Here is an 18,362-nt window from a genome sequence, read left to right on the forward strand (position 1 = left end):
GCAGTTGGGCTACTACACGGTACGCACCCTCGACCGCGCGACCATCGGCTTTACCGGGGTACGACACAGCGAGGAAGCCGACGAAGAAGTCCTGAACCTCTACTACCGGTTCGCACCCGAATCGCAAGGCCAGGGCTACGCCAAGGAAGCCGCAGCCGCCGCGATTGCGAGCGCCCGCGAGCGCTTCCCGACGTTCCCCATCGTTGCCATCATCGACCCTGTGAATGAGGCGTCGATTGGCCTAGCTGTGAGGCTCGGACTTGCGCATGTTCCCGGAGCGGGCGTTCCCGGCGACTACGAGGTGTACCGGCTTTCCTAGGTGGGAAAGTCCGCGTTGGTTGGGACTGTTCGGTGGGTATTGGGGCACGCACGGTTATTGATACTCAAAACCACCGGCGAGGGCCCCTCCTCAACAGAACACTAGCTAGATACCGAGGAAGCCTCTTCACGTTGGTGTCCACTCTTGAGTGGTTTGCTATGAGCTGAGTATAACGAAAAACTGCAGTCCTCGGCTCTCTCCTGATTTATGGAGGGTCAACGGCTGCAGTGTGGACACGAGAATATCGCAGATGGTTTTTAGATACAACCCTTCGGTGAACCTCGACTATCGCCTCCCGTGTCCTTTTGGGTTTGCCTGCCCACCGAAGGTTCGTCGATAGGCAAAGGCTCTTAGGGCTTTGTTGCGGTAATGGCGAATTGGAGTGGTAGGCGCTCGGGATTATCGCGGAGGATGAAACCGCGGGAGTCTTCGACCATCAGCTCCGGCCACGGGCACCACGCGGAGTACGGAGTTTCCTCAAGAGCGGTGACGGTCAGCCCCGCGTCGATGAGCGCAGTAACAATTTCGCCGAGAGAGTGGTTCCACTGATGGTTGCGTGGGCTAGCAAGTTTTGGCGCTCCTGGAGTGGTGACGTAGCTTTCCTCGTCCTCCCAGGTGAGCGGATCAGGCATTTCAAAATACGGCTGCTCAATGCGCAGACCTTGGGAAACGTCCTCTCCGATTGTCATGAACATGGGGTGGTCGTCGCGGATGAAAAACATGCCGCCGGGAGCGAGCAGCTTTGCGACGACCTCCGCCCATCGACGCACCTGCGGAAGCCAGCACAGCACACCTGCGGAGGTGTAGACGAGATCGAATTCGCCGTCGACCGCTTCTCGAGCGTCATAGACGTTGCTCTGGATAAACTCCACGTCCGCGTCGGCTTGGGCGGCGAATTCGCGGGCGTATTTGAGTGACTCCGCAGAGAGATCCACGCCGATGACTCGGGAGGCTCCGCGGCGGGCAAATCCGATGGTGTCGGTGCCCACGTGGCATTGCAGGTGACACACGGACTTCCCGGTGAGGTCGCCGAAGCGGTCAATGTCCACCGCGAGGACATCGCTAATAGCTGCCTTGTCCGCGATCAACTCATCTTTACCGCCGTAGTTGCCGAACATGTGGGCGTGGGCCCGTGAATCCCAGTTGGCTTGGTTATCCGCGAACCAGGAAGCGGTCTCGGACCGCGGTGAGTTAGTCTCCGCGTGCATCGTTACTCCCTCCTACGTCTCATTCCGTTGCCTAAGTTACGCAACTTTAGTTATATTGAAATCAATCGAGACCCCCTCCGAGCTTCCCGTAAGATCAGCGTCATATGAGAGGGGGCTTTTACCTCGCGGTTACGGCGGCTTCGCCCTCATACCGGAACGGCATCGCACGTCCTAAACATTCTTGAGCTTGCGGCTTCGCCCCCGCTTTCCACTCACAAAGCACAACCATGTAATTCGTGCCACAATGCGGCGGTGTGAGGATCGAGAAGCAACGCTCCCGAAAACCGTCTAGTAATCCGAAGTACGCAACCTCCCCCTCCACCACCCACTACCGCGGCACGTCGCCGGCGCGCATGCAGGCGACGAGGTTGCGCAACAAGCAGCGAATCCCGATGATCCCGGCGTACTAGGGCGCTACAGGAGTTCGTCGATAAGCGAGCGCACGCGATTGTCAATGTCGTCGCGCACAAGACGCATGCGCTGCATGCCCTCGATGCCGCGGTGCGAGGGTTCGTCGATACGCCAGCGCTCCAGCGTGCCGCGGGCGTCGTCGGGCATGTCTACCTGCGCGTCTTCGCCGAGCACCACGACGCGATCAACGCTGCGCAGCAGTTCGGGATCGATGGGTTTGGGCGTGCCGTGCGACATGTCGGCGCCGGCCTCCGCGATCGCCTCGACCGATTCCTGATTCAGCGACGTACCAGGTTTGGTGCCAGCGGAGTGGATGCCGAGCTGGCTACCCGCGTGCTTCTCTGCGAGCGCCGCCGCCATCTGGGACTTGCCGCCGTTGCCGACGCACACAAACAGGACTGAGGGCTTCATAACGCCTCCTTAGGACAACTTGGGCAAGGTGGGATCGCCCGGGAACAGTTTCGGGCCGATCCCACGCATGAGGTAGACGAGGCCGACGAGGATAGGGATCTCGATAAGCGGCCCGATCGTGCCCGCCAACGCCTGGGCGGACGTGGCGCCGAACGTGCCGATCGCAACGGCGATGGCCAACTCGAAGTTGTTGCCCGCCGCGGTAAAGGACACGGACGCGGACTGGGCGTAGCCCATCCCGGATGCCTTGGACACCACGAGTGCGATAGCGAACATGCCGACGAAGTAGCACAGCAGCGGGATCGCCACACGTGCCACCGTCCACGGTTGAGAGAGGATCTGGTCGCCTTGCAACGAGAAGAGCAGGACGATTGTGTACAGCAGGCCGATCAGCGCGAGCGGGGAGATCCGGGGCAGGAAGGTGTTTTCGTACCAGTCGCGGCCCTTGGTGCGCTCACCGATGATGCGAGACAGCAGCCCGGCGAGCAGCGGTATGCCCAAAAAGACCAGGACAGAGGACACGATCGCCCAGAAGGAGAACTCCACCGAGGTGGTCTCCAAACCCAGCCAGCTCGGCAGGATTTGTAGGTAGAACCAGCCGAGTACCCCGAACATGAGAACCTGGAACACCGAGTTGATGGACACAAGCACTGCGGTGGCTTCACGGTCGGCGCAAGACAGGTCCGACCACACCAGTACCATGGCGATGCAGCGGGCGAGGCCGACGATGATTAATCCGGTGCGCAGCTCCGGCTCATCCGGCAGGAAAATCCAGGCGAGCGCAAACATGAACGCGGGGCCGACGATCCAGTTCAAGATGATTGAGACGGTCATTAACCGTTTGTCGGTGGCAATCTCGCGGGTCTTGTCGTAGCGCACCTTGGCCAAGGGCGGGTACATCATGACCAGCAGGCCGAGCGCGATCGGAAGCGAGATGCTTCCGACTTCGAGGCGCTCGAGTGCGCCCGAAAGCCCCGGCACCGCTCGGCCGAGGGCGAGGCCCGCCGCCATGGCGAGCATGATCCACACCGGTAGGAAGCGGTTAAGAAACGACATACGCTCTACTGGCTGAGAGGTTGCGTCTTCCATCTGGAATCCTTATCTATTGACAGCATTCAAAACGGACACTAAGTCTCATATTTATCACTGCCAATATAACCAGGTAGGAAGTATGAACGATTACGTCGCCACTCCAGAAAACACTGACCTCGACTGCTGCTCACTGGGCTCCGGTTTGCTCTCCGAAGACGACGCGACGCGTTACGCGGACCTGTTCAAAGTTTTAGCGGACCCCGGCCGGCTACAACTTCTCTCCAGAATCGCCGAAGAGGGCTGCGAGCCGATGAGCGTGAACGAACTCACGCAACGCTCCGGGCTAAGCCAACCGACAGTTTCCCACCACCTCAAAATGCTTACCGAGGCCGACCTCCTAGAAAAGAGCCGCCAGGGCAGGACGGTCATACACCGGCTGCGCCCGGAGCTATTCGCGGAACTTCGCGCCGTGCTGCAGATGGACTGAGACTAACGGCGCAGGGCTTCAATGTTTGTCATTCATTACCGAGGTCAAACGCGTCGACTCGTGAAAGGCTTCGTGGATCCATCCGGGTGGTGATGGCGATGCGGTTCCACGCGTTGATTGCGACAATCGCCATCAATACGTTTCGTGCTTCCTTTTCGCCGAGCTGCTCCTCGACGCGTTCCCAGAGTTCATCCGGAACGGAGCTCTCGCCGTTGATTCTCGTCACTGCATCGGTCAGTTCGAGAACGGCTCGTTCTTTTTCGGTGAACTGCTCGCGATTGTCGGTCCAGTTCTCCGCCTGCGAGACGCGCTCCTTGGACCAGCCATCTTTCCTTGCGTCCCGTCGGTGCATTGCCAGGCAGTAAACACATTGGTTCAACGCAGATGCACGAAGTTGGACGAGGTGTGACGCGTCCTTTTCAACCCGTGCGCGCACATAGGTTTCCAGGCCTAGCATCGGAGCGTAAGCAACTTTGGGGATCGGCTTGCGGGGTGTGTGCGACATGCCACGACGGTACATGACACCCCTACACCGCAGCAGAAACAGACCACCTACAGCTGTGAGAACCGCTCCAGGTCGTCGGGCGCACCGGCAAGCACGACCAGGTCGGAAGCGGTCAGTTCCATGCCTGGTGCGAATGGGTGCCACTGGCCTGAGCCGTTGCGCACTGACACCACTTGCACGCGGTGTTTGTCCCAGAGACGCGAGGCGTCGCAGGGGCCGTCGAGTAGCGGGCGTGGCGGGACCATCTTGATCACGCCGTAATTCTCGGCAAGTTCGGCGAAGTCCTGGAAGCGTCCGCCGAGCAGGTGGGCGACGCGGCGGCCGGTGTCGTGCTCTGGGCGGACGACGTGGGCGACGCCGAGGCGTTGCAGGATGCGGGCGTGGGATTCGGAGTCGGCTTTGGCCCAGATGTCAGGTACGCCGAGATCGACAAGGTTCGAGGCGGTGAGGATAGATGCCTCGAGCGCGGAGCCGATGCCGATGACGGCACGTTCCACTTCTTGGACACCGAGTTGGCGCAGGGCTTCGAGGTCGGTGGTGTCGGCCACGATGGCGTCGGTAAGCAATGGCGCATGATCGCGCACGAGTCGCTCATCAACGTCGATGCCGAGGACCTCTACGCCGTGGCGGGTCAGTTCGTGGGCAAGCGCGCCACCGAAGCGGCCGAGGCCGATGACCACAACCGGTGGGATGTCGATGCGTTGTTTGCTCCGCAACAGGGAGCCGGGGAAGCTAGCCAATGAAAGGCCTTTCTACTGGGTAGTCGTACCTGCGCACGACGTTACGGGCGGCAAGCGCCGCCACGAGAGTGAACGGGCCAATGCGCCCGAGGTACATCAAAAGACACAGCACGAGTTGGGAGGGCACGCTTAGCGACGAGGTAATGCCCGTGGATAGGCCTGTCGTGGCAAAGGCTGACATGACCTCGAAGCTGATTTGGTCCGCGGTGAACTGGGGGTCGAACACCCGGAGCGCGGCCACGCCGAGGGTGACCGCAGTAACGCCTGCGGCGGCGACCGTCATGGCCTGGCGGACCACCGACTTTGGGACGGTGCGTTTGCCCACGGTGGTCTGGTCACGCCCGCCAAACTCAGCTGCCATGGCGGCAATCAGCACGATCGCGGTGGTGATCTTGATGCCACCCGCGGTACCTGCGGAGCCGCCGCCGATAAACATGTAGATGTCGGTGACCATGAGCGTGATCGGGTGGGCGTCGGCGTAGTCGATGGAATTGAACCCGGCGGTACGCGGGGTGACGCCGCTGAAGAACGCGTTGAGGAGCTTCGTGCCCGTGGACATGTCTGCAAGGAATCCTCGCCACTCCAGCACGGCGATGAGCGCCATGGCGGAGAGCACCAGAAACGTTGTGCCAGCAAGGGTAATGCGGGTGGTTACTGAAAGTCTCCGGGCGCTGACTGGTGTGCCGCGCAGCAGGCCGCGGAAGCGCTCCCGGCTGCGGCCAACCAACTCGGAAAGCACCGGGTAGCCGAGCCCGCCGATCATCAGCGCGCCTGCCAGCGGCAGGAGGATCCAGCCGTCCGAGTTGTACGAGATCAGGCTGTCCGAGCGCAGCCCAAACCCGGCGTTGTTAAACGCGGAAATTGCGTGGAAGATCCCCTCGCCCGCCGCGCTGAGGACCGGCATGTCGTATTCGACCATGAAGCGGAAGAACAGGATCACTGCAACAAACAGTTCGAAGGCGAAGGTGAGCAATAGCGTAGCGACGAGCGTGGCACGCACCCCGCCTTCCAAAATCGGACGCCCTTCAGCAGCCGTAGAGTAGCGCGACCGCAACTTCACTCGGCCAGTCAGCAGCATGCCGGTCAGCGAGGCAATACTCATGATGCCCAGGCCGCCGACCTGGATCAGCGTGATAACGATGACGCGGCCCGCGATACTCCAGTGGCTGCCGGTATCCACCGTGACCAGGCCCGTCAGCGATGTGGCGGACGTGGCGGTAAACAAGGCATCCATGAACGGCGTTGCTGTGCCGTCGGCTGAGGCGAACGGCATGCACAACAACGCAGTGCCGAACGCGATCAGTACGAGAAAACCCAGCGCAGTCAGCTGCGCCGGACGGAACCACCGTGGGGTGGATGGTGTGCTCACGCGTAAAAGCGTAGTCCTCCACCGCCGTGTACACCCACTACACCGCAGCGAGGAGCAGGTTCACGTCCTTCGCGGTGTAGGTTGCGGCAATTTGGGTGTCATTGCCGCCGGCGAGGTTGTCGCGCGACAACCGCACCCGTTGGGAGCCGGGCACCAAGGGGAAGGAGGCGGGACGGCCTGAGACCTGACGGACGGGGAACCCGGCGCGAAGCGCGCAGTGGTTGAGCCAGACGTCGTCGGCGCGAGGCGTGACGTCGAGAAACGCTGTGCCGCGGGAAGCGACGAACTCCACCATGTTCGGTGGGTACAGCACGCCGTCCACACCGGTGGCGAAGTTCAAGTGCGATGGCTCGGTGGTGCGGACGGGGCGCCACTTTTTGTAGGGGGCAATGGTGTCGCAATCAAGCGTGATGCGGTGGGCGCGGAATGCGGTGACGTTGGCGGGGTCGGCGGCTGCAAGGAGGGTTTCGGCGAAGTTGCGGGGGTAGAGGACGTCGTCGTCAACCGTGATCACGCTGTGGCCGGGTAGTTCCTGGAAGGTACCGAAGTACTTCGTGTGGGGTCCGAGGCCGCCGGGGGACTTATGGACGTGCAGGCCACGGTCCACGAGCCCGCGCAAGGTGGCGGGCCACGGTGCATGAAAGTCCACCGGGTCGAGCCACAAATGCACCGGCAGGCGTTTCGTGCCCACGAGCAGCGAGGCGATCGCGGACGCCGCCGACTTCACCCTCGAGCCGTGTGTGGTCAGGGAAATAACGGTATCCCCGCTGGTAGGGAAGGCAATATCGGCGTGTTGCGCGGCGTGGTTCAGGATTGGCAGCCGCACAAACGCGCTCGTCGCCACGAGCCCCTGGCGCACGGCATAGTCAATCCACATGGCGAACTACCCTAGCCCACCGCAGCGCAAGGGTGCATGATGGAGTGCATGACTGATTCCGCCACATTGCACCACTGGTGGGAGGCCGCACGCCCCCACACCTGGCCAAACGCCTTCGCCCCCGTCATCGCCGGCACCGGCGCCGCCGCCCTCTACGGGCTCGCGGACCTGGAGTACGCAATCTTGGCGTTCATCGTGGCGTGGGCGCTTATCATCGGCGTGAACTTTGCCAACGACTACTCCGACGGCATCCGCGGCACGGACGAGGACCGCACCGGCCCGACCCGCCTGACCGCGGCCGGGCTTGCGGAGCCGGAGCATGTGAAGCTCGCCGCGTTTGCGTCGTTCGCGGTGGCTGCCGTGTTTGGCATCATCCTCTCCATCGCCTCGGGCGCGTGGTGGCTCATCCTGGTTGGCGCGCTGTGCATCGCCGCGGCCTGGTTCTACACCGGCGGCAAAAGCCCGTACGGATACTCCGGATTCGGTGAAGTGTCCGTGTTTATCTTCTTCGGACTGGTCGCCGTGATTGGTACGGCGTTCACCCAGACCGGGTTCGTGTCGTGGGAGGCACTCCTGTGCGCCGTCGCGGTGGGTGCGATCTCCGCGTCGGTGAACCTGGCCAACAACATCCGCGACATCCCCACCGATGCCGAGGCCGGGAAGCGCACGCTTGCAGTGCGGCTTGGCGACGACTCCTCGCGCCGCCTCTTCACCTTCCTCACCCTCGTCCCGTTCGTGATGTCGATCGTGCTGGCCATCTCTGCAAAGCCTGCGCTTGCGGCGTTTATTGCCCTGCCATTTGCGGTAGCGGCAATTATGAAGGTGCGCAGCGGCGCTGAAGGCAAGGACCTCATCCCGGTGCTGGGCATGAACGGCAAGGCGATGCTGATCTGGTCGGTGGTGACAGCCCTGGCCATGGCGTCGGTGGGCTCAGCGATTTTCGGCGGCGCGGGCGAGCCCGTGCCGTACACCTCCGACATGCCGAACGAGAGCGATTTCGGGTGGAGTGAGTACGTCCCGAAGGAGACGTTCTAAGGTAACGGCATGCTTGACGTCCTTACCGGTTTTGCCATCATCTTCACTGTCATCGCAGCGGGGTGGTGGCTTGCTCACAAAGGCGTCATTGGACCGGGCGAGCAACGTCTACAGCTCAACCGCATCGCGTTCTACGTGGCCACCCCGGCGCTGATCTTCTCCTCAGTGGCGGTCTCGGACACGGACGCGTTTTTCTCCCCGGTCATTTTGGTCATCGCGATTGCCACGGTGGCCACGATGATCATTTACTGGATCATCAGCGCCGTGTGGTTCAAGCAGGACACGGCGGAGACGATGGCGGGTGCGGCGTCGTCGAGTTACTACAACTCGGTCAACATCGGCCTGCCCATTGCCACGTATGTGCTGGGCGATCCGACGTACGTCATCCCGGCGCTGGTGCTGCAGATGGCGGTGCTCTCCCCCATCGTTATCGCAGGTCTGGACCGCGGCGCGTCGGGCGTGCTCAAGTCGGTCCTTGCTGGTCTGACCGCCCCGGTTGTTGTTGCGGCCTTCGCGGGCTTTGCCGTGTCCGCTTCCTCGTGGACCGTGCCCGAACCGGTGCTGGCCCCCTTGGAAATCCTCGGCGGCGCCTCCATCCCGCTGATCCTCATGAGTTTCGGCGCGTCGCTCACGGGCGAGAAGGTCCTCCAGAGCCACCGCTTACCGACGATCACCGCTACCGCCCTCAAACTCATCGGCATGCCGGCGGTGGCGTGGATCGTCGCTACGCAAATGGGCTTGACCGGCAGCGACATGTACGCCGCCCTGATCCTGTGTGCGCTGCCGACCGCCCAGAACGTGTACAACTACGCGGCCACGTACCGCTCCGGCGAAGTAATTTGCCGCGACACCGTCTTCCTCACCACATTCCTGGCACTACCAGCCATGTTGATCATCGCCGGGGTCTTTTGACCTTGACAAATAGGGTGCTTTGGATCACACTCTTGTAATGCTCAAGGCACGGAAAACACTCGTTGCCGCAGCGCTGATGGCTGCGACGATGCTCGCCGGGTGCTCGTCGACAGGCGGCGCCCCGCGAGCAGAAAACACCGAAGACACCGCCGGCGGCGTAGACACCCCGCGCTACGTCGTCGCCATGGTCACCCACGGCGCACCGGGCGACACCTACTGGGACCTCGTGCGCAAGGGCGCCGAGGACGCAGCCAAAAAAGACAACATCGAGCTGCGCTACTCCTCCGACCCGCAGGCCCCCAACCAGGCGAACCTGGTGCGCTCTGCCGTGGACGCCGGTGTGGACGGCATCGCCGTGACCATGCCGAACGCCGAGGCCATCGGCCCGGCGGCCCGCAACGCCGTTGATCACGGCATCCCCGTGGTGGGCCTCAACGCCGGCATGAGCAAGTACCAGGACTACGGCATGACCGGCTTCTTCGGCCAAGACGAAACCGTGGCGGGCAACGCCGCCGGCGAGCGCCTCAAGGAAGAAGGCAAGAAGAAGGTCCTGTGCATCATCCATGAGCAGGGCAACTCCTCGCAGGAAGCGCGTTGCGACGGCGTGCGTAACGGCCTCGGCGGCGACGTCGAACTGCTCTACGTCAACGGCCAGGACCTCACCTCTGTGCAGTCCACGATCACCTCGAAGCTGTCGCAGGACAAGAGCTTCGACACTGTGTTTGCCCTCCAAGCGCCGGTGGCCATGCGCGCCACCGAATCCGTGAAACAGTCCGGCTCCGAGGCGCAGGTTGCCACCTTTGACACCAACGCCGAGCTTGTCGACGCCATCGCCGACGGCCGCGTCGCCTTCGCCGTCGACCAGCAACCGTACCTGCAGGGTTACCTTGCCGTGGACTCGCTGTGGGTCGCGAAACGCAACGGCGGCACCCTCGGTGGAGGTCGTCCGGTGTACACCGGGCCGTCGTTCGTCGATAAGTCGAATGTGGACAAGGTCGCTGAGGCCGCAAAGGCAGGTATGCGATGAGCACTACCGTCACAGCCGACGAGTCGCGCGAGGAATCAACCTCCGGCGACGACCGACTACGCACCCACACCGGCCTATCCAAACTAATCCGGCGCCCCGAGTTCGCGTCCCTGCTCGGCTTCATCGCCATCTTCGCGTTCTTCCTGTCAGTCGCGCCCGCGTTCCGTTCCTTTGAAGCGTTTGCGACCACGTTGTACGCGTCGTCGACACTGGGCATCGTGGCGCTCGCCGTCGGACTGCTCATGATCGGCGGGGAATTCGACCTGTCCTCAGGCGTCGCCGTCACCACCGCCGCGCTCGCCGCTACGATGCTGAACTACAACCTGCACCTCAACTCGTGGGTCGGCGCCTTCATGGCTTTGGGCATCTCCCTGGCCATCGGCGCACTCAACGGCTACCTGGTCACACGCACCGGCATCGAGAGCTTCCTGATCACCCTGGCGGCCTTCCTCATGCTGCAGGGCCTCAACCTCGCCTTAACTAAGTTCATCACCGGCCAGGTGGCCACGCCGACCATCGCCGACATGGAGGGCTTCCCGTCCGCCCGCAAAGTCTTCGCCGGCACCTTCAACATCGGCGACGTCACCCTCAACGTGACCGTGCTGTGGTGGATCCTGTTCGTCGCCATCGCATCGTTCGTGCTATTTCGCACCAAGTTCGGCAACTGGATCACCGCAGTCGGCGGCGACCAGGACGCAGCCCGCGCCGTCGGCGTGCCGGTTCGCCGCGTGAAGATCCTGCTATTCATGGGTGTCGGCTTCGCCGCCTGGTTCGTCGGCATGCACACTCTGTTCGCCTTCGACTCCATCCAAGCCGGCCAAGGCGTGGGCAACGAATTCCTCTACATCATTGCCGCCGTCATCGGTGGCTGCGCCATGACCGGCGGCCGCGGCACCGCAGTGGGCACCGCCATCGGCGCGCTGATCTTCGGCCTGACCAACCAGGGCATCGTCTACGCCGGCTGGAACCCCGACTGGTTCAAGTTCTTCCTCGGCGCAACGCTGCTCTTCGCCGTGTTCACCAACACGTCCTTCGCCAAATACACCAAGGGGCGCTAAGTGGCTGTCATTGAACTGAAAAACATCACCAAGTCCTACGGCAGCTTCGACGCCCTGCGCGGCGTGAACCTGACCGTCCGCGAAGGCGAAGTCACCTGTGTCCTCGGCGACAACGGCGCAGGCAAGTCCACGCTGATCAAGATCCTCGCCGGGCTCCATCAGCCCACATCGGGCGAATTGCTTATCGACGACACCCCCACCACCTTCACCTCCCCCCGCGACTCCATCGACACCGGCATCGCCACCGTGCACCAAACGCTCGCGATCGTCGACGAGTTAAGCGTGTGGCGCAACTTCTTCCTCGGCCAAGAACTCACCGGCCGCTTCGGTGCACTCCGCGACACCGAAATGAAACAGATCTGCGCCGAACAACTCCGCGAAATGGGCATCGACATCCCCGACGTCGACGTCGATGCCGGCAACCTCTCCGGCGGCCAACGCCAGGTCGTCGCCATCGCACGTGCCGTCTACTTCGGCGCCCGCGTGCTTATTCTCGACGAGCCCACCGCCGCCCTCGGCGTCAAACAATCCGGCGTGGTCCTACGCTTCGTGGCGGCCGCTCGCGACCGCGGCATCGCCGTCGTCTTAGTCACCCACAACCCCCACCACGCCTACCTGGTCGGTGACCACTTCACCATCCTGAAACTCGGCCGCCAGGAACTCGATGAACCCCGCGAGAACGTCACGCTCGACGAGCTCACCCACCAAATGGCCGGCGGCGGCGAACTCGAGGCGCTCAGCCACGAACTCGGCCGCTAGCGACGGCTATCGGCGCCCTGGCTGCTCGCGCCGACTGTCCGCGCTGCGCTGCCGGCGCCTCTAGCGGTCCGCGAGCTCGCTCTGGATCCACTCCTTGCGAGCATCGCGCTGGCGCTTCAGCTCCGCCACCGCCGCGTTCGCCTCCAACCGCTGGCGCTTAAACACCAGCATGGACAGCGGGAACGCCACGATAAGGGCAAGGAGGGCGGACATGATGACGGGCACGGGGGCGTCGATAAGCACTGCGAAGAGCTGAATCACAACCGTCAGCGCAATGAACAACACCAACCGCAACACGCCATACACCGCGACCGCCCTATTCGCGCGCGACTTAGCCTGCGGATCTACCTGCGGAGAAGTTTCCTCATTCACATGGCTAACCCTAACCGGCGGGCAAGTATGTTTAAAACCATGGGAAGATTGCTACTCCTTGCACTGATCATCCTGGCCGTCATCCTCATGTGGCGCGCCTTTGGCCCCGGCTCCGCGCAGCGCTACGGCAGCCAGCGCGGCACTCAGGAGCCCCAAAAGCCGGTCATTAAAGGTCCTGACGATGACGAAGAGTTCCTCTGGAACATCGAGAAGAACCGGTTCAAGGAGCGCCGCGCCCGCGAAGAAGCCGAACGCAAACGCCGCGAGGATGAAGAACGCCGCCGGCGCCGCGGTGAACTGGACTAGGGGCGGGTTTGCAAATAGTTCCCCGCCCGGGAACTTTCTTGGGTTTGGGAGGAGAAATATTTCACTTCCCCCAGGTCGGTTTTTGAGATCGCGCAAATAGTTCCCGGGTTCCGGCGCGGGCGTGGAACTATTTGTCCCTCCCTGACAGATTTTGCGAAATCTGTCAGGTCCGATTTCTGACCAGGCGCAATGCGGTGCGCTGACAGATTCCGGCGGAAAGTGTCAGTCCGACTCCGCCAGGACAACCTTCAGGCCCAGGGTGTGGGCCACCGAGATGACCTTCTCCCACCGAACGCCGGCGCCGCCGTGCTCGATGGTGTGCAGGGTGGAGCGGGACACGCCGGCGGCGTCGGCGACGTCCTGCTGCAAACGCCCCGAAGCGCGGCGCCTGGAGGCAATCTGCTCGCCGAGGGCGATGAGCACCGGATCGTCGCTGGCGGGTTTACCCTGCTTGTTGCGGGGTTTGGTCATCGGTTGGCCTCTTGTTCCAGAACGGCGGGGAGTTTCTCAGACCAGGCCAGGGAGTCGCGCACCCCGTCGGCGATGGAGCGTTCGGGGGTCCAGCCCAACACGTCGTGGGCTTTGTCGGTGCGGGTGGCGCAGCCGACTACGTCGCCGGGGCGGGCCGGGCCGGTGGCCACGGACAGTGGGGTGCCGGTGGCCTCACCGAAGGCCTCGGCGAGTTCGAAGACGGTGGTGCCCTGGCCGGTGCCGAGGTTGATGACGTCGTAGCCGGTGGAGATGTCGTCGAAACGCTGCAGGCAGGCGACGTGGGCGCGGGCGAGGTCCCAAACGTGGATGTAGTCGCGCAGGCCGGAGCCGTCGCGGGTCGGCCAATCAACGCCGGTGACGGTGAAGGTCTCGCCGGCGCGGTAGGCGGAGATCATCTTGCCCAACGCATGGGACGGGACCGGGTTCTGCAGGCCTGTGCGCAGGGCCGGGTCGGCGCCGATGGGGTTGAAGTAGCGCAGGGCGATGGCGTTGAGGTGGCCGGTGGCGGTGTCGTCGCGAAGCACTCGCTCCAACAACCACTTCGACGCGGAGTAGGGGCTTTGCGGGTCTACAGGGCTGGTTTCGTCGACCATGTAGTCGGGGCCCGGCTCGTACATGGACGCGGTGGACGACAGGATGAAGCGGCGCACGCCGAAGCGCTCCATGATGGACAGCAGCGTGATGGCTTTGGCCACGTTGTTGTCGTAGTACAACAGGGGGCGCTCGACGGACTCGGGGACGACGATCTTGGCGGCGCAGTGGATCACCGCGAAGATATCGGGATGGTCCGTGAACACGCGCTCGAGCAAGGCGACATCAGCGACGTCGCCCTCGTAGCAGTCGAAGCGCTCGCCGAAGGTGCGCAGTCCGGTGGAAAAATCGTCCAGAATTACCGGCGTGATGCCGGCATCATCGCAGCAGGACGCAATTGTGGACCCGATGTAACCGGCACCGCCGGTGATCAGCACCTTCACTAGTTCAGCCCTGCGTAGGAGTGCAGACCCGCGATCACGGTGTTGACGTAGGTCATGTTAAAGATTGTCATCGCCATGGCGAACACGTTAATCCACGCCGCTGCGGTGGACTTCCAGCCGGCGGTAGCGCGGGCGTGGAGGTAGGCGGCGTAGAGGATCCAGGTGATCATGGAGACGGTTTCCTTCGCGTCCCAACCCCAGAAGCGGCCCCAGGCTACCTCGGCCCAGATGGCGCCGAAGACGATGCCGATGCCGAAAAGCGGCAGGGTGACCACGGCGGTCTTGTAGGCCATCTGGTCAAGCGTCTTCGCGGACGGCAGCGGGCGTGCAATAGCGCCGAAGAAGCCGTGCTCTTCGCCGCGGGGCTGCCACATGCGCAGCAGGTACAGCAGGGCGAACACTCCGGAAACCAAGCCGATGGATGCGCCGATCGCCGCGGAGGACACGTGGACCGGCAGCCAGTAGGACTGCAGGGCCGGCACCACCGGGGCGGCCTGCATGTGGAACACCGTGGAGTTGAGGAACATCGCGATGACCATTGGGAACAGCAGCCACGGCCAGATGGTGTGCCAGCCCTTGCGCTGCACCACCACGGCGGCAACGACCATGATCACAGCGGTCATGAACAGGATGTACTCGTACAGGTTGCCCAGTGGGAAACGCTTCGCGCCGAGGCCACGGGTGATAAACGCCACCACGTGCAGTGCCACGCCCACCCAGACCAGCGCCTGGGTCATGCCGGCCCACTTGCGGGCGCTGGCTACCTTGGCGGTGTACTCCGAGTCGTCGAGCGCCGATTGCGTATCGACGACATCCGGCCCGCCAGCTCCCACCAACACCTTCTTCTCTGCCTTTTCGGCCTTCTCCGCCAGGGCTTCGCGGCGGACGTCGATGACTGCCGTGACGCGTCCGTAGTAGATGAAGGACATGATCAGCGCCACGATGTAGATGATGAATGCGGTGCGGAATGTCAGGTCGGACAGCTCCGCCATGGTGGTGTTGACAAGCATAGGTCTTAACCTACTCCACCGGGCACCTATTTTCCAAGGTCATAGGGGTCAAATTCTTCTTTGTCTTCGCGACGTTCGAGGTGTGAATCGTCGCTAAGAAGCTCTGCTGCGAGCTCGTCGAACTCGCGTCCCCACCCCGCGCGGTCTGTGCGGGCGAGGCCGGCGATTTCCACGGCGGTGTGGCCCGGCGTGTCGGACGGGTGCAGGCGGACCCAGATGCGGCGGCGTTTGATGGCCAGCGAGCCGGCGAGTGCGAGCAGCATGACGGTGGAGGCGATCAGCGCCCAGATCTGGGTGGTGTCGCGCGAGATTTGGTAGTTGGCGTATTCGGCGGCGCCGTCGAAACGCACCTTCACCTCGCCGCCGTCGGTGTCCACGGTGGCTTCGGAGCCCGGGGTCAGCTGGACGCGGGTGACTTTCTGCAGCAGGCCTTCGGCGACGAGCGCCTGGTCGAGCGTGAAGATGTTCTGCGGGCGGCCGGTATCCAGGCCGGCGTCACCGACGTAGACGTCGACGGAAATCGCCGGGTCATCCATCGTGGGGAAGGCGGACTGCAACTGGTCGCCGTTCGGGCCGGTCCAGTTGGCGGTGGGCGCGAAGTTGCCCTCGATGGCGATCTGGTTCTTGCGGCGCTCCCCCAAATCCGGGTACATGCCGGCCGGTGGATCGAAACGCATCACGCCAGACGACAGGAACGTGGTCACGTCCGTGGGGCGGAACTGCACCATCTGGGTACGGGTCTCCCCGTTCGGCCAGGTGATGGTGATCTGCGGGGCGAAGCCGTGGCCTTGCAGGTAGATGCGGTCGCCGTTGATGCGCAGCGGGCCGTTGACGGTCAGAGTGGCGCGATCCCATTCGTCCTGCGGCGCGTTGAGGTCGTCGGTGTAGGTCACGTCCGAGGAGAACTCGTTGGCTTGGCCGTTGTTGAGGTATTTCGCCTTGAAGTCTTGTGATTCGAAGCAGAAGGGGGTCAGGCCGGTGCCGTCGAAAAATGGCCCGGCGCGGAACACGTCGAAGTTGGCGGGCGAGGTGTTGCAGAACACGCGGGGCTGTTCGACGGGGATGGCGTTTTCGTGCTCGGAGTTGGTGATCACGATGGCCTGGCCCTCGTAAAACACCATGCGGCCTGCGGCGAAGGCGACGATCATGCCGACGATGCCGATGTGGAAGATCAGGTTCATCAACTCACGCGTGTAGCCGCGTTCCGCCGAGATGGAGAACACGCCCGCGCGGTCCTCGTCGGGTTGGTATTCGGCGACGTGCCAGCGCTTGAGCTTGTCGCGCACTTGCTTTGCGACGACCCCCTCGTCCCCCTCAACCACACCCTCCGTATGCATTGGCATGCGGGACAGGTAGCGCGGAGCGCGGGTCGGCTTGGCGTTGTAGGCCCGCCAGTGGTCCATGGAGCGCGGGATGATGCAGCCGATCAGGGAGATGACCAGCAACAGCACGATGGCAACAAACCAGGTGGAGTTGAAGACGTCGAAGAGCTGCAGGCGGTCGTAGATGGGCCCCATGGTGGGGTTGGCGCGCAGGTAGTCGTCGACAAGCGTTGCGCTGACTTGGCGCTGCGGCAGCAGAGCACCCGGCACGGACGCGAGCGCGAGGATGAACAGCAGCATGAGTGCGGTGCGCATGCTGGTGAGCCAGTGCCACGCCTTGCGCAGCCAGGTTTGTGCCGTCTTCATTTAGATGATCGTCCTTCCGAAACCGTCGACGAGTTGGCGCGACCAGCCGATGAACGCGTCCCATGCGCCGGTGAGCAGCATAAGCCCGACGAGGATCATGGCGATGCCGCCTGCGATCTGGATGGCGCGCGAATGCTTGCTTAGAAAGTCGATGGAGCGCACAGCTTTCGACGACCCCAACGCCACCAGCAGAAATGGCAGGCCTAGGCCGATGCAATACGCGACGACAAGCAGCACGCCGCGGGCTGCGGTAAGCCCCTGGGTGCCAACCGACACCGAGATGATCGACGCCAACGTCGGCCCCAAACACGGCGTCCACCCCAGCGCGAACACACCGCCGAGCAGCGGCGCGCCAAGGATCGTGGTCCACTTTTTGGGCTGCATGCGGGTGTCGTTTTGCAGCGCCGGCACCGCACCCATGAACACCAGGCCCATGAGGATGGTGACCACCCCGCCGATGCGGGTGAGCGTTTGCGCGTTGAGTGCAATGGCGCTGACTGCGCCGAACACGGTGACGGTGGCCAGCAAGAACACAACCGTGAACCCGGCGACGAACAACATCGCGGCACCGGCGACGGCCCAGTGTTTGCGGGCCACGCGCGGGCCTTTGTCGTCCATGGTCATCTCGCCGCCGACCACGCCGGTCAGATACGAGATGTAACCCGGCACCAGCGGGATCACGCACGGGGATGCGAACGACACCAACCCGGCCAGCGCGGCAGCAAGCAGGCCGAACAGCAGCGGGCCGTCGGTGACGATGTCGGCAAGGCCCACCTAAGCCTCCCCGGCGAGACGGTCAACAACCTCGATGATGTCATCCGCAGTCACCCCGCGCAGGAACACCGCGGCCGGACGGTGTTGCTTGTCCAGCACGATCGTGGTCGGGATCACCGAGGACGGCACGCCACCGAGCGAGGCGGCGGTCTTAAACGGCGGGTCGTAGATGGACGGGTAGGTCACGCCGTTGTCTTTGACGAAGTCCCGGGCAATTTCCGCGTTGCTGTCGCGCACGTTGATGCCCAGCACGGTGCCCTGCCCGTTGGCCTGCAGGTGCTGCTGGATCTCCTCGAGGTCATCCACCTCCGCACGGCACGGCGCGCACCACTGGCCCCAGGCGTTGAGCACCACGATCTGGTTCTCAAAATCCGACAGTGCGATCGTCTGGTCTGGCTCCATGAGGGACTCGCCCTCAAAACCGGCAAGGGGCTTGCGCTCCGCCTCGTCGTAGGTGATCTCCGTCTGGCCACCCGGGGAGTGGAACGAGAAGGTTCCGCCCTGGTCCGCCGACGAGCTTGAGCAGGCCGAAAGCGCCAGCGCCGCCGCGCAGCACGCAGTGGCGATAAGCTTCCGCTTCTTCGTCATGGTGTTTA

Annotated in this window: 23 protein-coding genes; 9 read left to right on the top strand and 14 right to left on the bottom strand. The window is 63.2% G+C overall.

Features of this window, described 5'->3' with window-relative positions; genetic code table 11:
• Positions 1-319: GNAT family N-acetyltransferase (locus HMPREF2690_RS12450; protein WP_246819551.1), on the top strand; the 319-nt coding region annotated here is incomplete at its 5' end.
• A gap of 350 nt (positions 320-669) precedes the next feature.
• Here HMPREF2690_RS12450 and HMPREF2690_RS11360 read toward each other — a convergent pair.
• A complete protein-coding gene (locus HMPREF2690_RS11360; RefSeq protein WP_070614949.1) occupies positions 670-1,527 on the bottom strand; it encodes a class I SAM-dependent methyltransferase in 858 nt (285 codons plus the stop codon).
• Between the two features lie 254 nt (positions 1,528-1,781).
• Between HMPREF2690_RS11360 and HMPREF2690_RS12240 the strand changes: the two genes are divergently transcribed.
• A complete protein-coding gene (locus HMPREF2690_RS12240) occupies positions 1,782-1,937 on the top strand; it encodes a hypothetical protein (RefSeq protein ID WP_167594490.1) in 156 nt (51 codons plus the stop codon).
• A gap of 4 nt (positions 1,938-1,941) precedes the next feature.
• Here the strand turns inward: HMPREF2690_RS12240 and HMPREF2690_RS11365 are convergent, their stop codons facing one another.
• Positions 1,942-2,349, bottom strand: coding sequence for an arsenate-mycothiol transferase ArsC (locus HMPREF2690_RS11365; RefSeq protein WP_070421734.1), 408 nt, complete (start codon positions 2,347-2,349; stop codon positions 1,942-1,944).
• A gap of 9 nt (positions 2,350-2,358) precedes the next feature.
• The gene (gene arsB / locus HMPREF2690_RS11370; protein ID WP_070820938.1) at positions 2,359-3,438 is read right to left on the bottom strand and encodes an ACR3 family arsenite efflux transporter; all 1,080 of its coding nucleotides are present in this window, start codon (positions 3,436-3,438) and stop codon (positions 2,359-2,361) included.
• A gap of 82 nt (positions 3,439-3,520) precedes the next feature.
• Here arsB and HMPREF2690_RS11375 point away from each other — a divergent pair, with 82 nt between their 5' ends.
• On the top strand, positions 3,521-3,868 hold the full coding sequence (locus tag HMPREF2690_RS11375; protein ID WP_070820939.1) for an ArsR/SmtB family transcription factor: 348 nt from the start codon (positions 3,521-3,523) through the stop codon (positions 3,866-3,868).
• A gap of 28 nt (positions 3,869-3,896) precedes the next feature.
• Here HMPREF2690_RS11375 and HMPREF2690_RS11380 read toward each other — a convergent pair whose 3' ends face one another.
• The 4 genes from HMPREF2690_RS11380 to HMPREF2690_RS11395 are packed head-to-tail and all read right to left on the bottom strand — an operon-like array spanning position 3,897 to position 7,359.
• A complete protein-coding gene (locus tag HMPREF2690_RS11380) occupies positions 3,897-4,388 on the bottom strand; it encodes a carboxymuconolactone decarboxylase family protein (RefSeq protein ID WP_246815277.1) in 492 nt (163 codons plus the stop codon).
• Between the two features lie 32 nt (positions 4,389-4,420).
• On the bottom strand, positions 4,421-5,113 hold the full coding sequence (locus HMPREF2690_RS11385; protein WP_070421731.1) for a potassium channel family protein: 693 nt from the start codon (positions 5,111-5,113) through the stop codon (positions 4,421-4,423).
• Complete coding sequence (locus HMPREF2690_RS11390; protein WP_070421730.1) at positions 5,106-6,482, bottom strand: TrkH family potassium uptake protein; 1,377 nt, start codon at positions 6,480-6,482, stop codon at positions 5,106-5,108. Before HMPREF2690_RS11390 ends, HMPREF2690_RS11385 begins: the two co-directional genes overlap by 8 nt.
• A gap of 37 nt (positions 6,483-6,519) precedes the next feature.
• A complete protein-coding gene (locus HMPREF2690_RS11395; protein ID WP_070820940.1) occupies positions 6,520-7,359 on the bottom strand; it encodes a glycosyltransferase in 840 nt (279 codons plus the stop codon).
• A gap of 48 nt (positions 7,360-7,407) precedes the next feature.
• On the opposite strand from HMPREF2690_RS11395, the gene HMPREF2690_RS11400 reads away from it, so the two are divergent.
• Genes HMPREF2690_RS11400 through HMPREF2690_RS11420 form a run of 5 tightly spaced genes read left to right on the top strand, consistent with a single transcriptional unit; the run spans position 7,408 to position 12,150 of the window.
• A complete protein-coding gene (locus HMPREF2690_RS11400) occupies positions 7,408-8,394 on the top strand; it encodes a 1,4-dihydroxy-2-naphthoate polyprenyltransferase (RefSeq protein WP_141761250.1) in 987 nt (328 codons plus the stop codon).
• A gap of 9 nt (positions 8,395-8,403) precedes the next feature.
• A complete protein-coding gene (locus tag HMPREF2690_RS11405; protein WP_070820942.1) occupies positions 8,404-9,306 on the top strand; it encodes an AEC family transporter in 903 nt (300 codons plus the stop codon).
• Between the two features lie 37 nt (positions 9,307-9,343).
• A complete protein-coding gene (locus HMPREF2690_RS11410) occupies positions 9,344-10,333 on the top strand; it encodes a substrate-binding domain-containing protein (RefSeq protein ID WP_070820943.1) in 990 nt (329 codons plus the stop codon).
• Positions 10,330-11,391: an ABC transporter permease gene (locus HMPREF2690_RS11415; protein ID WP_070820944.1), complete on the top strand. Its 1,062-nt coding sequence runs from the start codon at positions 10,330-10,332 to the stop codon at positions 11,389-11,391. The genes HMPREF2690_RS11410 and HMPREF2690_RS11415 overlap by 4 nt, the downstream gene beginning before the upstream one ends.
• Positions 11,392-12,150, top strand: coding sequence for an ATP-binding cassette domain-containing protein (locus HMPREF2690_RS11420; RefSeq protein ID WP_070421724.1), 759 nt, complete (start codon positions 11,392-11,394; stop codon positions 12,148-12,150).
• 60 nt (positions 12,151-12,210) lie between these two features.
• On the opposite strand, the gene HMPREF2690_RS11425 is transcribed toward HMPREF2690_RS11420, so the two are convergent.
• A complete protein-coding gene (locus HMPREF2690_RS11425) occupies positions 12,211-12,522 on the bottom strand; it encodes a DUF4229 domain-containing protein (RefSeq protein ID WP_070421723.1) in 312 nt (103 codons plus the stop codon).
• 39 nt (positions 12,523-12,561) lie between these two features.
• On the opposite strand from HMPREF2690_RS11425, the gene HMPREF2690_RS11430 reads away from it, so the two are divergent.
• The gene (locus HMPREF2690_RS11430; protein WP_070820945.1) at positions 12,562-12,828 is read left to right on the top strand and encodes a hypothetical protein; all 267 of its coding nucleotides are present in this window, start codon (positions 12,562-12,564) and stop codon (positions 12,826-12,828) included.
• Positions 12,829-13,050: 222 nt separating this feature from the next.
• Here the strand turns inward: HMPREF2690_RS11430 and HMPREF2690_RS11435 are convergent, their stop codons facing one another.
• From HMPREF2690_RS11435 to HMPREF2690_RS12315, 6 genes are read right to left on the bottom strand one after another with little or no spacing between them, the layout of a single operon-like run.
• Positions 13,051-13,299, bottom strand: coding sequence for a helix-turn-helix domain-containing protein (locus tag HMPREF2690_RS11435; RefSeq protein WP_070421722.1), 249 nt, complete (start codon positions 13,297-13,299; stop codon positions 13,051-13,053).
• Positions 13,296-14,294, bottom strand: a complete 999-nt coding sequence (gene galE / locus HMPREF2690_RS11440; RefSeq protein WP_070820946.1) for a UDP-glucose 4-epimerase GalE — start codon at positions 14,292-14,294, stop codon at positions 13,296-13,298. Before galE ends, HMPREF2690_RS11435 begins: the two co-directional genes overlap by 4 nt.
• The gene (ccsB, locus tag HMPREF2690_RS11445; protein ID WP_070820947.1) at positions 14,294-15,304 is read right to left on the bottom strand and encodes a c-type cytochrome biogenesis protein CcsB; all 1,011 of its coding nucleotides are present in this window, start codon (positions 15,302-15,304) and stop codon (positions 14,294-14,296) included. The genes galE and ccsB overlap by 1 nt, the downstream gene beginning before the upstream one ends.
• Positions 15,305-15,330: 26 nt before the next feature.
• On the bottom strand, positions 15,331-16,992 hold the full coding sequence (locus HMPREF2690_RS11450) for a cytochrome c biogenesis protein ResB (RefSeq protein WP_070820948.1): 1,662 nt from the start codon (positions 16,990-16,992) through the stop codon (positions 15,331-15,333).
• On the bottom strand, positions 16,993-17,766 hold the full coding sequence (locus HMPREF2690_RS12310) for a cytochrome c biogenesis CcdA family protein (RefSeq protein WP_070820949.1): 774 nt from the start codon (positions 17,764-17,766) through the stop codon (positions 16,993-16,995). It lies immediately after the preceding gene.
• Complete coding sequence (locus HMPREF2690_RS12315; RefSeq protein ID WP_070820950.1) at positions 17,767-18,354, bottom strand: TlpA family protein disulfide reductase; 588 nt, start codon at positions 18,352-18,354, stop codon at positions 17,767-17,769. It lies immediately after the preceding gene.
• Positions 18,355-18,362: the final 8 nt, after the last annotated feature.

The sequence above is a fragment of the Corynebacterium sp. HMSC034E11 genome, from assembly GCF_001835905.1.
In the GTDB taxonomy this organism is placed as follows: Bacteria; Actinomycetota; Actinomycetes; order Mycobacteriales; family Mycobacteriaceae; genus Corynebacterium; species Corynebacterium coyleae.

Coding starts and splice junctions, on each gene's coding strand:
- HMPREF2690_RS11360 (WP_070614949.1), bottom strand. CDS start 1,527: ATGCACGCGGAGACTAACTCACCGCGGTCCGAGACCGCTTCCTGGTTC.
- HMPREF2690_RS11380 (WP_246815277.1), bottom strand. CDS start 4,388: ATGTACCGTCGTGGCATGTCGCACACACCCCGCAAGCCGATCCCCAAA.
- HMPREF2690_RS11375 (WP_070820939.1), top strand. CDS start 3,521: ATGAACGATTACGTCGCCACTCCAGAAAACACTGACCTCGACTGCTGC.
- HMPREF2690_RS11405 (WP_070820942.1), top strand. CDS start 8,404: ATGCTTGACGTCCTTACCGGTTTTGCCATCATCTTCACTGTCATCGCA.
- ccsB (WP_070820947.1), bottom strand. CDS start 15,304: ATGCTTGTCAACACCACCATGGCGGAGCTGTCCGACCTGACATTCCGC.
- HMPREF2690_RS11400 (WP_141761250.1), top strand. CDS start 7,408: ATGACTGATTCCGCCACATTGCACCACTGGTGGGAGGCCGCACGCCCC.
- HMPREF2690_RS11450 (WP_070820948.1), bottom strand. CDS start 16,992: ATGAAGACGGCACAAACCTGGCTGCGCAAGGCGTGGCACTGGCTCACC.
- HMPREF2690_RS11435 (WP_070421722.1), bottom strand. CDS start 13,299: ATGACCAAACCCCGCAACAAGCAGGGTAAACCCGCCAGCGACGATCCG.
- HMPREF2690_RS12315 (WP_070820950.1), bottom strand. CDS start 18,354: ATGACGAAGAAGCGGAAGCTTATCGCCACTGCGTGCTGCGCGGCGGCG.
- HMPREF2690_RS11430 (WP_070820945.1), top strand. CDS start 12,562: ATGGGAAGATTGCTACTCCTTGCACTGATCATCCTGGCCGTCATCCTC.
- HMPREF2690_RS11410 (WP_070820943.1), top strand. CDS start 9,344: ATGCTCAAGGCACGGAAAACACTCGTTGCCGCAGCGCTGATGGCTGCG.
- HMPREF2690_RS11415 (WP_070820944.1), top strand. CDS start 10,330: ATGAGCACTACCGTCACAGCCGACGAGTCGCGCGAGGAATCAACCTCC.
- HMPREF2690_RS11395 (WP_070820940.1), bottom strand. CDS start 7,359: ATGTGGATTGACTATGCCGTGCGCCAGGGGCTCGTGGCGACGAGCGCG.
- HMPREF2690_RS11365 (WP_070421734.1), bottom strand. CDS start 2,349: ATGAAGCCCTCAGTCCTGTTTGTGTGCGTCGGCAACGGCGGCAAGTCC.
- arsB (WP_070820938.1), bottom strand. CDS start 3,438: ATGGAAGACGCAACCTCTCAGCCAGTAGAGCGTATGTCGTTTCTTAAC.